The sequence below is a fragment of the Rhizobiaceae bacterium genome (assembly GCA_023953845.1).
Taxonomy (GTDB): Bacteria; Pseudomonadota; Alphaproteobacteria; order Rhizobiales; family Rhizobiaceae; genus Arvimicrobium.
Genome location: JAMLJC010000001.1, coordinates 1,562,846 through 1,575,232 on the forward strand (window position 1 = coordinate 1,562,846; position 12,387 = coordinate 1,575,232).

Consider the following 12,387-nt stretch of genomic DNA (forward strand, 5'->3'; position numbering starts at 1 on the left):
AGATTGGCCATGTATCGTTACGATGAGTTCGACCAGGAGTTCGTGAAGGCCCGCGTCGCCGAATTCAGCGACCAGGTCGAGCGGCGGCTTGCCGGCGAGATCACGGAAGACCAGTTCAAGCCGCTCAGGCTGATGAACGGCGTCTACCTGCAGCTCCACGCCTACATGCTGCGCATCGCCGTTCCCTACGGCACGCTGAGCCCGAAGCAGCTTCGCATGCTGGCGCATATCGCCCGCAAGTACGACAAGGGCTACGGCCACTTCACCACGCGGCAGAACATCCAGTTCAACTGGCCGGCCCTATCCGACATACCGGCGATCCTCGCCGACCTCGCCTCGGTGGAGATGCATGCCCTCCAGACCTCCGGCAACTGCATCCGCAACGTGACGGCGGATCATTTCGCCGGCGCGGCCGCCGACGAGGTCGCCGACCCTCGCCCGTATGCGGAAATCTTGCGGCAGTGGTCGTCGGTGCACCCGGAATTCTCCTACCTGCCGCGCAAGTTCAAGATCGCCGTGACCGGCGCCGAGCGCGACCGCGCCGCGATCCAGACGCACGACATCGGCCTGCATCTGAAGAAGAACGGGAAGGGCGAGCTGGGCTTCGCCGTCTATGTCGGCGGCGGCCAGGGCCGCACGCCGATGGTCGCAAAAAAGATCCGCGACTTCCTGCCCGAGGAGCATCTGCTCTCGTACTGCACGGCGATCCTGCGCGTCTACAACCTCTATGGGCGGCGCGACAACAAGTACAAGGCCCGCATCAAGATTCTGGTCCACGAGACGGGCGTGGAGGAGTTTTCGCGACAGGTGGAGGCCGAATGGGCCGAACTGGAGACCGGCCAGCTCAAGCTGCCGGACGAGGACATCCGGGCGATCGAGACTTATTTCGCGCCGCCGGACCTGCCCGCGCGGCCGGAAGGCGACGACATCGTGAAACAGGCGAGGCTCGACTCGCGCTCCTTCGGCGAATGGCTCGACCAGAACGTCATCACCCACCGCCATCCCGATTATGCGGCCGTGACGATCTCGCTGAAGGGGATCGGCGAGGCGCCCGGCGACGCCTCTGACAGCCAGATGGAGGCCATCGCCGACATCGCCGAGAAATATGGCTTCGACGAGCTGCGGGTCAGTCACGAGCAGAACCTGATCCTGCCGCATGTCGCCCGCGCCGATCTGAAGACGGTCTACGACGCGCTGGTCGAGATCGATCTGGCCACGGCCAACTCGAACCTTATAACCGACATCATCGCCTGCCCCGGCCTCGACTATTGCGCGCTCGCCAATGCGCGCTCGATCCCGGTGGCGCAGGCGATCTCGCGGCGTTTCGGCGATCTCGCCCGCCAGCGCGACATCGGCGAGCTGAAGCTCAAGATTTCCGGCTGCATCAACGCCTGCGGCCATCACCATGTCGGCCATATCGGCATACTGGGAGTCGAGAAGAAGGGCGCGGAACTCTATCAGGTGACGCTCGGCGGCTCCGGCGACGAGAGCACGTCGATCGGTGACATCATCGGCCGGGGCTTCGGGCCGGACGAGATCACCGACGCAATCGAGACGGTGGTGAACACCTATCTCGGCCTGCGCCTGAGCCGCGACGAGCGGTTCCTCGACGCCTACCGCCGCGTCGGCCCCGCGCCGTTCAAGGAGGCGCTCTATGGTGCCGAAGTCAAGGCAGCCTGATGCCGGCGCGGATGCGTCCGCGCGTGCCTTGGCGCTGGACGCCCGCTATGGCCAGCTGGCGCCGCAGGCCGTGATCGAGACGGCGTTGGCCGAGAGTTTTGACGGAGGCCTCGCGGCCGTCTCCTCGTTCGGCGCGGATTCAGCTGTGCTGCTGCATCTCATCGCCCGTGTCGACCGCCGCCTGCCGGTGGTCTTCCTCGACACAGGCAAGCATTTCGGCGAGACGCTGGACTATCGCGACGCGCTGGTGGCCGATCTCGGCCTCACCGACATCCGCATCGTCACGCCGGACGAAGCGGCGCTGGAGCGCGCCGACCCGAAAGGCCTCCTGCACCGGACCGATACGGAGGCCTGCTGCGCCGTGCGCAAGGTCGAGCCCATGGCGCGCGGTGTCGAGCCGTTCGGCGCGTGGCTGACGGGCCGCAAGCGCTTCCAGGCCGCAACGCGCGCGGCCTTGCCGGTCTTCGAGGCCGTCGGGCCGCGGCTGCGCATCAATCCGCTGGCGCGCTGGACGACAGCCGACCTCGCCGCCTATATGCGCGCGCACGACCTCCGCGAAAACCCGCTGGTTGCCTACGGCTATCTCTCGATCGGCTGTTTTCCCTGCACGCAGCCGGTCAAGCCGGGCGAAGATGCGCGTTCGGGACGCTGGGCGGGCCAGGCCAAGACCGAATGCGGCATCCATCTGACCGGTCTCGACACGGCTCTCGCGGCCGCGCCGCATTGATCGGGCGCCTGCCGCCCTAGAGACAGACGAGAAAACACGCCATATGCTCGCGCGCATGACCGAGACGACCCTTCCTTCGCCCCGACTCTGGACCCCCGCCGGTTTTCGCGAGGACGAATGGAGCCGCGCCGACAACGCCGAGGCGCTGGCCGGAAACGGGCGCTTCATCCTGCCGATGCAGACTTTCCTCGATCTCGACCCGGAGGTCCGCAAATCGGCCCGGGCGCGGCTTGGCGTGGAGCTACAGCCGGGGGACGAACTGAAGAAGATCACCGGACTGCTGGACGATCTCTCTCTCGTCGCCCTGATGTTTCCGGCCTTCAGCGACGGACGCAGCTTCTCCAAGGCCGAACTGCTGCGCAGCCGCCACGGGTTCAAAGACACCATCCGCGCGACCGGAGAGGTGCTGGTCGATCAGCTTCCTCATATGCTGCGGCTCGGGTTTGACGAGTTCGAGATAAAACACCCCGTGCTTTTGAGGCGTCTCGAAGCAGGACAGGTGGGCGGATTGGGATTTTACTACCAGCCGACCGGCGCGCCGGAACGGGCTGGCGAGGGGTATTCATGGCGACGTCGCCCGCGGTGATCGGCTTCGGTCACCGCGGACGGACGTTTCACCGACGCGACGATGCGTTCGGTACGGATGCGTTTCGCTGACGTTTTTCGGCAACGTCCAGCTCGCCAAGAAGCACCGACAAATCCTCCGGCAGGCCGGCATCGACCCGGAAAAGCGGCATCCTGCGCAGAAACGTCTTGTTCGCCTGCGTGCCGATCTGCCGTCTTATGTCTTTGGCGAGCGCATCCATCGCGCCATCTCTATCCTTCGCCATAGTTTTTATTCTCACTTTTCACCGCCGGAACGCCTCTGTCATGCCAGAGGTTCCCACATTGCGAGCGCCCGCCTCAATGGAAGCGCCGGTCTGGTAAAGTTTTAGATAATATCGAACCAGGCGGCATTCGCCCTTGCCGGATGCCACTTGCCGGAAAACCGGAGTTCGTCCATAAGCGCCACTCGAATTTCGCCGCGCGCGAAACGGCCCTCCACAAGCCACGAGGAAAACATGTCCGGCTTCAAGCAGCTCGTCTTTTCGGGCGTCCAGCCCACAGGCAATCTCCATCTCGGCAACTATCTCGGCGCGATCAAGAAGTTTGTTGCGCTGCAGCAGGACAATGACTGCATCTACTGCGTCGTCGACCTGCACTCGCTGACGGCGCAGCTGGTTCACGACGACCTGCAGGAACAGACCCGCTCCATCACGGCGGCGTTCCTCGCTTCCGGCATCGACCCGCAGAAGCACATCGTCTTCAACCAGAGCCGGGTGATGCAGCACGCCGAGCTTGCCTGGATCTTCAACTGCGTCGCGCGCATCGGCTGGATGAACCGCATGACGCAGTTCAAGGACAAGGCCGGCAAGGACCGCGAGAACGCGTCGCTCGGCCTGCTCGCCTATCCGAGCCTGATGGCCGCGGACATCCTCGTCTACCGCGCCACCCATGTGCCGGTCGGCGAGGACCAGAAGCAGCACCTCGAACTGACTCGCGACATCGCCCAGAAGTTCAACAACGACTTTTCGGAGCGGATCGAGGCGCTGGGCCTCGGCGTCGAGATGCAGGTCGGCGACGAGACGGTGCATGGCTATTTCCCGATCACCGAGCCGGTGATCGGCGGCCCGGCCGCGCGCATCATGTCGCTGCGCGACGGCTCCAAGAAGATGTCGAAGTCGGACCCGTCCGACCTGTCGCGCATCAACCTCACCGACGATGCCGACGCGATCTCCAGGAAGATCAAGAAGGCGAAGACCGATCCGGAAGCCCTGCCTTCCGAGGTCGACGGGCTCGAAGGCCGACCGGAGGCGGAAAATCTCGTCGGCATCTATGCCGGGCTCGCCGAGGTCTCGAAGGAAGACGTGCTGCGGGAGTTCGGCGGCCAGCAGTTTTCCATTTTCAAGCCTGCGCTGGCCGATCTGGCGGTGGAGAAGCTGGCGCCGATCGCGGGCGAGATGCGCCGCATACTGGCCGACGTCGCCTATGTGGACAGCGTGTTGAAAAACGGTGGACAACGCGCCGGCGCGCTGGCCGAGGCGACAATGAGGTCGGTGCGCGACATTATCGGCCTGCTGCAGGACTGAGCGCGGTCAGGCGCACCGACAGGACGTCTGCGGGTGCGGCGGACAGATATGGCGGCCTTGCGCTCCTGCGTCGCAACGGTGTGACGCTTCGCCGGTCGCCTGACCGGCTCCATCATACCCTGCGGTGTTTTGCCGGCATTGGCCCGCAATGCCTTGTGCTGCAAGGGATTGCGCGGGAAGCAACCGCCTTTGCCGACGGAGCGGCACGCGTGTCCGGCTTGCGGCCGCGGTCTCGCAGTGGCAGATTGCGGCAAAATTCTGGTGCCGGAATCGCCCGATGGTTTCCAAACGTCTCAGCCGCCAAGCCGGCCATCGCCGCAAGTTCCTGGCGATCATCGACGATACGCCAGAGTGCGAGCGGGCTGTCGCCTATGCGTCGCGCCGCGCCAGGACGACGAACGGTGTTCTCGTTTTGCTCTTCGTCATCGAACCCGGCGACTTCCAGCATTTTCTGGGTGTGGAAAAGATCATGCGCGAGGAGGCGACGGCCGCGGCGAAATCCGCGCTCGACCATCATGCCGTGCGGGCTCGCGAACAGCACGGGATCGAGCCGGAACTCGTCATCCGCGAGGGCAAGCCTGCGGAGGAGATCCACAAGCTGATCGAGGAGGATCAGGACATCGCGATTCTCGTTCTCGCCGCCGGCATGGGTAAGGAAGGCCCGGGACCGCTGGTGACGGCTGTGGCCGGCAAGGGCACCGGCTTCGCCATTCCCGTCACCGTCGTACCGCAGGGGCTGAGCGACGAGGATATTGAGAATCTCGCCTGAAACACCCATCTGATGGGCGCGGCGGCGAAGCCCGGTCGGGAAAGAATCGCATTCGCTTGCTGTCCGCGCCCAACGGCGCTATTTAGAACTATTCCAAAGAAGCCGCCCGTAGGGGCGCGGAGAACCCATCATGTTCATCCAGACCGAAGCGACCCCCAATCCGGCCACGCTGAAATTCCTGCCCGGCAAGGAAGTGCTGCGCGAAGGCACAGCCGACTTCCGCGACGCGCAGGTCGCCCGCGAGGCGTCGCCGCTGGCTGGCCGGCTTTTCGATATCCATGGCGTGACCGGTGTCTTCTTCGGCTACGACTTCATCACCGTCACCAAGGACGGACCCGACTGGCAGCATCTCAAGCCCGCCATCCTCGGCACCATCATGGAGCATTTCATGTCCGGCCAGCCGGTCTTGGCGACGACGTTCGGGCCGAGCCAAGCCGAGACCGAACTCGACGAGGAATTCTACGACAAGGCCGACGAGGAGATCGTGCTGACGATCAAGGAACTGCTGGACACGCGTGTCCGCCCGGCGGTCGCGCAGGACGGCGGCGACATCACCTTCCGCGGCTTCGAGAACGGCACCGTGTTCCTGAATATGAAGGGCGCCTGCTCCGGCTGCCCGTCCTCGACCGCCACGCTGAAGCACGGCATCCAGAACCTGCTGCGCCACTTCGTTCCCGAAGTGCAGCATGTCGAGCAGGTCTCCTGACCTACGCGCTGTAGAGGCTATTTCCCGGTGGTCGTCCTGGGCGAGCTGTCGTAAAGCCGATCCACGGCGCGGGCTTGCCGGGCCTTTTCGGTGGGCGAGAGCCTTCTCCTGTTGAACAGGGCATAGGCTATCGCTGCTCCGAGCACGACCGGCCCGAGAACGGTCACCCACCACCAGTTCATGATCCATTCCATGGCTGATCTCCTTGCCATGTCCAATCGGATTCCAGCGGTTTTGTTCCGCCGGGCTTGCGGGTGGTCGGCCGCTACATAAAAAAACCGGGCTCTGCGGCCCGGTTTTTTTTAGGACGTCCTGTTGTTGCCTGGACGGTCCGCGCACGAATTCAGCTACATGACGATGACCTTCGCCCCGACATCGACGCGGCTGTAGAGGTCGATGACATCCTGGTTGATCAGGCGGATGCAACCGGACGACATGGCCTTGCCGATCGAGTGCCATTCCGGCGTGCCGTGCAGGCGGTATCCGGTGTCGCCGCCCTTGTTGAAAAGATACATGGCGCGCGCGCCGAGCGCGTTGCCCGGGCCGCCGGGCATGCCGCCGCGCCATTTGGCCAGTTCCGGCTGCCGGCGGATCATCGCGGCCGGCGGTGTCCACACCGGCCATTCCCGCTTCATGGCGATGCGCGAGGTGCCTTTCCACTCGAAGCCTTCGCGGCCGACGCCGATGCCGTAGCGCATGGCCTTGCCGTTGGCCATGACGAGATAAAGGAACTTGGCGCGGGTATCGACGATGACCGTGCCGGGATTCTCCTTGGTGTCGTAGCGGACGACCTGTCGATGATATTTCGCCGGCACCTTGGAGATCGGGATGGCCGGCAGGCGATAGCCGGCATCCGTCCGCGCGCCGTAGCTGCCCGAGAACGTGGTGACGAACCCGCCATCGGTGGTGCAGCCCGCGAGCATGGCGGTGAGCGAAAGGCCGACGGCGATGAGCACGGTCTTCAGATTCATGCGTTCCCCTGCACATGGCAAACGGGCTTTTTTCCGCCCGATTCGAGCCCCAATTCAGCCTCTTTCTACCGGCGGCTCCGATTTATTGCCAAGGTCTTGCACTCACATTGGCGTTACACGATGTATGTTGCGGCGCTCGATATGGCATTTTCGCCACAGGGCGGAGCGAGCCGGACCGAACCCGTTTCACGTCGCAATCGCGCTAAGAGCGGGTTGGGTTTTACGGAAGCGGGCGAACCGCTCTATCTATTTGTATAGCCGCATTTCCGGACGCAAAACCGGTTCACACATTTTTGCTGGAAATGCTTTGAGGACTGAAAGGAGCAGGCGATGAACGTTGGAGAGGCCGCGCGGGCATCCGGGCTTCCGGCCAAGACGATCCGCTACTACGAGGAGATCGGGCTCATCAGTCCCGCGCGCGCGGCCAACGGCTATCGCGACTACGCGTCGGGCGACATCCACCGCCTAGCCTTCCTGCGCCGGGCGCGGGGCCTGGGTTTCTCGGTCGAGGAATGCCGGCAGTTGCTGGCGCTCTATCGCGACAAGAGCCGCGCCAGCCAGGACGTGCGCGAGATCGCCATCGCCCATGTCGGCGCCATCGACGAGAAGATCCGGGAATTGCAGGCGATGCGCGGCACGCTGAACAAGCTCATACATGCCTGCCATGGCGACCACAGGCCGGATTGCCCGATTCTCGACGACATCGCAGGCGTCGGGAAAGCGAACTGATCGGGCTTGCGGGTTCAAAGCGTGAACGGAATCTGGCATGGTGGCGCATGCCGATCGTTTCACCGATTCCTCTCAATCCGCTGGCGGACGGCCGCCAGTCCGAGCGCGCCATGGTGGTGCGCCGCGGCGTGCAGCGCCTGCTCATGGAGATGGGCGCGCATGTGCTGCCCGAAATCTCCCTCGCCAGCGGCCGCCGGGCCGACCTCGTCGCGCTGACGCGCAGCGGTGATATCTGGATCATCGAGATAAAATCCTCGATCGAGGACTTCCGGGTCGACCGCAAATGGCCGGAATACCGGCTGTTTTCCGATCGTTTCTTCTTCGCCACGCACCCGGCGGTTCCCCCCGGGATTTTTCCCGACGAATGCGGATTCATCCTTTCGGACGGTTATGGCGCCGAGATCATGCGCGATGCGCCGGAACACCGGCTGGCGCCGGCGACGCGCAAGGCGCTGATGCTCAGGATCGCCCGCGCCGGCGCGGCGCGCCTGCTGGCGGCGGAACTTGCGGGAGTGTCGGTGCCGGCGCTGGACGGGGAGAGTGAATAAAGCAGTGATCGGTGAACAGTGAAAACGGCGCGAAGGGCTACAGCGCCCTTCAATTGTCGCGCGATCGTTGAGCCGATTACAAAACGGCTTTCGTGATGCTGCACAAGATGCGGGAGGCGATACAGCTTGCCCGCACCGAGGGCGCTCTTGCAGGCAACGTTACCGTTGATGGTGCGTATTTCGGCGGATACGTGAAGCCTGTCAACAATCGCGCCAACCACAAGGACCTGCGCAAGGCCGCTAACCAATCCGGCAAGCGCCGATCGGTATCGTGGCCCGCGAAACCAATGGCCGCACCATCACGCCGTTGCCCGCGCCGAGGCCGAAGGGGTTGCCTTCGTTGCCGCCAACGCGTGCATGGCTCGACTGTCCATGCTGACGAAGCTCCCCATTGGGACCATCTCGCGGCGTATTTCCCGATAAAGCGCGTCAACCATCAAAAGGCGTATCCGAAGGATGGCGCTTGCACGAACGCTGCCGAGCCGTTTTCTGCAGAATGCGTCGCCCAGAGATGGCATTCATCATCACGTTGCCGGCGCGTACCTCGGCGCTTATGGCGCCGAAATGGTGTGGCGCAAAGATTGCCGCCGCGAAGCGAATGGCACGCAGTACGTAATGGTGATGGGCGCGGTGGCTGTTACTCCGAAGTCTGATCTGCGGCGCCGCAGAACCTGACGATGAATATCAATAAGCTCTCGTTTGATTAAACGAGGACGGCGCTCCTTAGCGCATTTATGAAGGCGCCTCTAAGACTGCGCATCTCACCATCAGTTAGATGCCGATCGATGCGTCGACGCGTTTCGGAAAGCAGTTTCCCATCTAGATCTTGTGGAATCTTATGGTTCGTTTCATGCCACGAGTGCGCATGCAGGATATCGTCAGAAGTGAGATCGGCCATGACGCTTTGCACAACATCCGATACAGTCTGACCGTCAATGGTCTTCACATCTGGATCAGTAATGGTCCAACCGGCACGGCCATGCGATTGAAATAGCCCGGAGTTCGACAGCATAGCACTAAGATTGCTGACCGGGTCTTTACCACCAACCTCTCCCCCAAACATGACGATATAGTCTAAGATTTCTCGCGTCGGCGTCGGTCCGGCCCGATTTCGAAGGAAAAACTCCGCTAGTTCCATAGCCTTACTACGCGCCTCTGATGGAGCGCGCGTAACGGTGCGCGGAGCGACGGGTGAATTTTCGGCGACCGGCGCCCATCCATCCCTAGCCTCCCCACTCACGTCGTACAAAGCGAGAACTTCCCGAAGGCTGCGGAGCTTCGCCTGTCGAGGATCCGCCGCCAACTCCCGCTCAATCTCGTCAATTTCTGCCTTCAGCGCGTCCAAGAACCGTGGCACCGCGTTTCTCCCAAAATACTTCCCAAAGAGACGATATCATATTCCCAAAGATTCTCAAATATCATTGGGAAGGGAGCTTGCCGAATCTTTGGCGAGGCCTTAAAGGTTAAAGCCGCCGGGGATTACCCGGCGGTCTTAGAAGCGGAGATGCGATGGAGCCCATAGCGACTTCCTGATGTGATGAGGTCTCGCACACCTGGTCACGTCAGCAGCCGCCGGTAGGGCGGTACGGGGTCGGGAGCGGAAATGCCCCGGCTCCACTCCATACTGGTCCAAGGATGGTCCCGGATCAGAACAAGCAGGCCGAATGTCGGCGCACTCTATGATAAGAATGATTCATATTGTAATCGGCGTCAACTGGCATTCGGTCGCATCCTTTTGAGGAAGGAAAGGTAGTGAACGACCGAAAAGTCACGCCGGACATGGTTCCGGTCATCAAGCTAGCTCGAAATCTGGACTACAATTACGCGCGCATCGCGTCGTATTTCCAGATCAATCAGGGCCGTATCGCCGACGTAGTGAAGGGGCGTAAGTTCCCCGACATCCCGCCGGCCGAAACACTCCCCGCCGATTTCCCGACGGCATAAAGCGACAGCAAGACGGGGGGCGACTCACCAGCCGCCCTCTTCAATTGCCACAGCCTGTACGGCCCATTGGCGTCGTGATCTTCGGTCCAGCCGATATCTTCAATTAAGCCTTGGTTGACGCAGGACTTTATTCAGGCTCCGACACGCTTTCGGATTATCGCGTAGGTTACTTCGTCTGCCAAAAGGCAGTTCCTCACTGCTCACCAATCCCTATCTCGGCGCCCGCTTCGCCAATATCCTTTGCAGCGTCCTGCGGTGCATGTTGAGACGCCGCGCCGTTTCGGAGACGTTGCGGTCGCACATTTCGTAGACGCGCTGGATGTGCTCCCAGCGCACGCGATCCGCCGACATCGGATTTTCAGGCGGCGCGGCGCGTTCGCCTGACGTCCGCGTCAGCGCGGCGTGGATCTCGTCGGCATCGGCAGGCTTCGACAGATAGTCGATCGCGCCGAGCTTCACCGCCGTCACGGCGGTGGCGATGTTGCCGTAGCCGGTGAGGATGATGGTGCGGGAATCCTCGCGCTTCTCGCGGATGGCGGCGACGACGTCCAGCCCGTTGCCGTCGCCCAGCCGCATGTCGACGACCGCGAAGGCCGGGGGACGCTGGCGTGCCTTGCTCACGGCCTCCTCGACGCTCTCGGCGGTGTCCACCTGATAGCCGCGCGTCTCCATGGCGCGCGCAAGGCGGGTAAGGAATGGCTTGTCGTCGTCGACGATGAGCAGCGTCTGATCCGTGCCGCCTGCCGGCGCGTCACCTTCGGTCATGGCAATCCCGTTCTGTGTTATTTTGTCGCAACTATAGGTACTTTTCGGCCGGATACCAAATTCCGCCGTTCAGGCAAGGCTCTTTTCCGCCTCGATAAGCGGCTTGGTAAAGGCCTCGCGCGACCATGTCACCTCGACCAGTGCGCCCTGACCGCGTTCGGGAGCGTTCTGAAAGCGCAGCGTGGCGCCGGACCGCTCCAGCAGCGTTTTCGCGATGAACAGGCCGAGCCCGAGTCCGCCGCCGGGCTCCGCGCCCTGCCGCGTCGACATGTAGGGCTCGCCGATGCGGTCTATGATGTCGGGCGGAAACCCCGGTCCGTCGTCGCGCACGCGGAACAGGATGCGCTGGTCGTCCCAAGACAGGCCGATATGGACGGTCGTTCGGGCGAAATCGACGGCGTTCTCGACGAGATTGCCGAGGCCGTAGAGCACGCCGGGATTGCGTCTGCCGACCGGCTCCGGGCCGAAGCGTTCCCCCTGCTCCAGCTTTATGGCAATGCCGAACTCGCGATGCGGCGCGGTCACCTCCTCGACCAGCGAGGTCAGCGGCAGGCGGGCGAGATGCGCCTCGTTCTCCGTCGACAGGCTGGTCAGGCGCTTCAGGATCTCGCGGCAGCGGTCCGTCTGACTGCGCAGCAGCGTCACGTCCTCGTGGAATCTCGGGTCGTCGCCGAGCGCCCGCTGCATCTCCTTGGCGACCAGCGCGATGGTGGCGAGCGGCGTGCCCAGCTCATGGGCAGCCGCCGCGGCCAGCCCGTCCAGCGCGGATAGGTGCTGCTCGCGCTGGAGCACCAGTTCCGTCGCGGCCAGCGCGTTGGCGAGCTGACGGGCCTCGTTGGCGATGCGCCAGGCGTAGATGGCGGTGAAGGCGATGCTCGACACCACCGCCAACCACATGCCGACGACATAGAGGAACGGGATCGCCAGCGGCGGCGACTCGCTCCATGGCAGGGGCAGGTGGAAGAACACCAGCAGCGTCGCCATCGCGACGACCAGAAATCCCAGCCCAACCGTCAAGCGGACGGGCAGGGACGTCGCCGACACTACCACCGGCACGGCGATGAGCAGCGAGAAGGGGTTGGTCATGCCGCCGGTCATGTAGAGCAGGCCGGCAAGCTGCAACGCATCGAAAATCAGGATGGCGAGCGCCGGAAACGGGTCCAGCCGGTGCGTGGCCGGATAGCGCAGCGCCAGGAAGATGTTGACCCAGGCCGAACAGGCGATCAGCGCGAAGCACAGGCTGACCGGAAGCTGGAAGCCGAACCAGTAGGCGACGATCAGCACGGCGAGGCTCTGGCCGATGATCGCCAGCCAGCGCAGCCGGATCAGCGTGTTGAGGCGCAGCCGGTTCGACTGGTGCGGATCGAAATTGCGAAGGTCCTGCAGCATGGCCCCTTATGCGCTGCCGCGTCGTGCGAC

15 protein-coding genes and 1 pseudogene are annotated in these 12,387 nt (G+C 63.3%); 10 read left to right on the forward strand and 6 right to left on the reverse strand.

The genetic code is table 11. From position 1 onward, the window contains the following. Positions 1 to 9 precede the first annotated feature (9 nt). From M9955_07790 to M9955_07800, 3 genes are read left to right on the forward strand one after another with little or no spacing between them, the layout of a single operon-like run. Complete coding sequence (locus tag M9955_07790) at positions 10 to 1,680, forward strand: nitrite/sulfite reductase (GenBank protein ID MCO5081547.1); 1,671 nt, start codon at positions 10 to 12, stop codon at positions 1,678 to 1,680. Continuing rightward, positions 1,655 to 2,407 (forward strand): phosphoadenylyl-sulfate reductase, encoded by a 753-nt coding sequence (locus M9955_07795; GenBank protein MCO5081548.1) that lies wholly within the window; start codon positions 1,655 to 1,657, stop codon positions 2,405 to 2,407. The genes M9955_07790 and M9955_07795 overlap by 26 nt, the downstream gene beginning before the upstream one ends. Before the next feature lie 55 nt (positions 2,408 to 2,462). After that, a complete protein-coding gene (locus M9955_07800) occupies positions 2,463 to 2,993 on the forward strand; it encodes a DUF934 domain-containing protein (GenBank protein ID MCO5081549.1) in 531 nt (176 codons plus the stop codon). 28 nt (positions 2,994 to 3,021) lie between these two features. Here M9955_07800 and M9955_07805 read toward each other — a convergent pair whose 3' ends face one another. Continuing rightward, entirely contained in the window at positions 3,022 to 3,237 is a 216-nt protein-coding gene (locus M9955_07805) for a hypothetical protein (GenBank protein ID MCO5081550.1), read from the reverse strand. A gap of 231 nt (positions 3,238 to 3,468) precedes the next feature. Here M9955_07805 and trpS point away from each other — a divergent pair, with 231 nt between their 5' ends. The 3 genes from trpS to M9955_07820 all read left to right on the forward strand — a co-directional run bounded on the left by trpS (position 3,469) and on the right by M9955_07820 (position 6,011). Then, a complete protein-coding gene (gene trpS, locus M9955_07810; protein ID MCO5081551.1) occupies positions 3,469 to 4,536 on the forward strand; it encodes a tryptophan--tRNA ligase in 1,068 nt (355 codons plus the stop codon). A 277-nt stretch (positions 4,537 to 4,813) separates the two neighbouring features. Next, on the forward strand, positions 4,814 to 5,305 hold the full coding sequence (locus M9955_07815; protein ID MCO5081552.1) for a universal stress protein: 492 nt from the start codon (positions 4,814 to 4,816) through the stop codon (positions 5,303 to 5,305). A gap of 130 nt (positions 5,306 to 5,435) precedes the next feature. Beyond that, entirely contained in the window at positions 5,436 to 6,011 is a 576-nt protein-coding gene (locus tag M9955_07820) for a NifU family protein (protein ID MCO5081553.1), read from the forward strand. Positions 6,012 to 6,028: 17 nt separating this feature from the next. On the opposite strand, the gene M9955_07825 is transcribed toward M9955_07820, so the two are convergent. Together M9955_07825 and M9955_07830 are read right to left on the reverse strand one after the other, a co-directional pair. Next, a complete protein-coding gene (locus M9955_07825) occupies positions 6,029 to 6,205 on the reverse strand; it encodes a hypothetical protein (protein MCO5081554.1) in 177 nt (58 codons plus the stop codon). A gap of 153 nt (positions 6,206 to 6,358) precedes the next feature. Continuing rightward, positions 6,359 to 6,982: a L,D-transpeptidase gene (locus M9955_07830; protein ID MCO5081555.1), complete on the reverse strand. Its 624-nt coding sequence runs from the start codon at positions 6,980 to 6,982 to the stop codon at positions 6,359 to 6,361. A gap of 330 nt (positions 6,983 to 7,312) precedes the next feature. On the opposite strand from M9955_07830, the gene cueR reads away from it, so the two are divergent. From cueR to M9955_07845, 3 genes and pseudogenes are all read left to right on the forward strand, one after another. After that, positions 7,313 to 7,711, forward strand: coding sequence for a Cu(I)-responsive transcriptional regulator (gene cueR, locus M9955_07835; protein ID MCO5081556.1), 399 nt, complete (start codon positions 7,313 to 7,315; stop codon positions 7,709 to 7,711). Between the two features lie 47 nt (positions 7,712 to 7,758). Beyond that, positions 7,759 to 8,259, forward strand: coding sequence for an MmcB family DNA repair protein (locus M9955_07840; protein ID MCO5081557.1), 501 nt, complete (start codon positions 7,759 to 7,761; stop codon positions 8,257 to 8,259). 23 nt (positions 8,260 to 8,282) lie between these two features. After that, positions 8,283 to 8,934: pseudogene (locus M9955_07845) on the forward strand (IS1595 family transposase). A gap of 28 nt (positions 8,935 to 8,962) precedes the next feature. Here M9955_07845 and M9955_07850 read toward each other — a convergent pair. Then, on the reverse strand, positions 8,963 to 9,604 hold the full coding sequence (locus M9955_07850; GenBank protein ID MCO5081558.1) for a hypothetical protein: 642 nt from the start codon (positions 9,602 to 9,604) through the stop codon (positions 8,963 to 8,965). Between the two features lie 407 nt (positions 9,605 to 10,011). Here M9955_07850 and M9955_07855 point away from each other — a divergent pair, with 407 nt between their 5' ends. Then, positions 10,012 to 10,203: a hypothetical protein gene (locus tag M9955_07855; protein MCO5081559.1), complete on the forward strand. Its 192-nt coding sequence runs from the start codon at positions 10,012 to 10,014 to the stop codon at positions 10,201 to 10,203. A 210-nt stretch (positions 10,204 to 10,413) separates the two neighbouring features. On the opposite strand, the gene M9955_07860 is transcribed toward M9955_07855, so the two are convergent. Together M9955_07860 and M9955_07865 are read right to left on the reverse strand one after the other, a co-directional pair. Then, positions 10,414 to 10,968: an ActR/PrrA/RegA family redox response regulator transcription factor gene (locus M9955_07860; protein MCO5081560.1), complete on the reverse strand. Its 555-nt coding sequence runs from the start codon at positions 10,966 to 10,968 to the stop codon at positions 10,414 to 10,416. A gap of 69 nt (positions 10,969 to 11,037) precedes the next feature. After that, the gene (locus M9955_07865; GenBank protein MCO5081561.1) at positions 11,038 to 12,357 is read right to left on the reverse strand and encodes an ActS/PrrB/RegB family redox-sensitive histidine kinase; all 1,320 of its coding nucleotides are present in this window, start codon (positions 12,355 to 12,357) and stop codon (positions 11,038 to 11,040) included. Between the last annotated feature and the right edge of the window lie 30 nt (positions 12,358 to 12,387).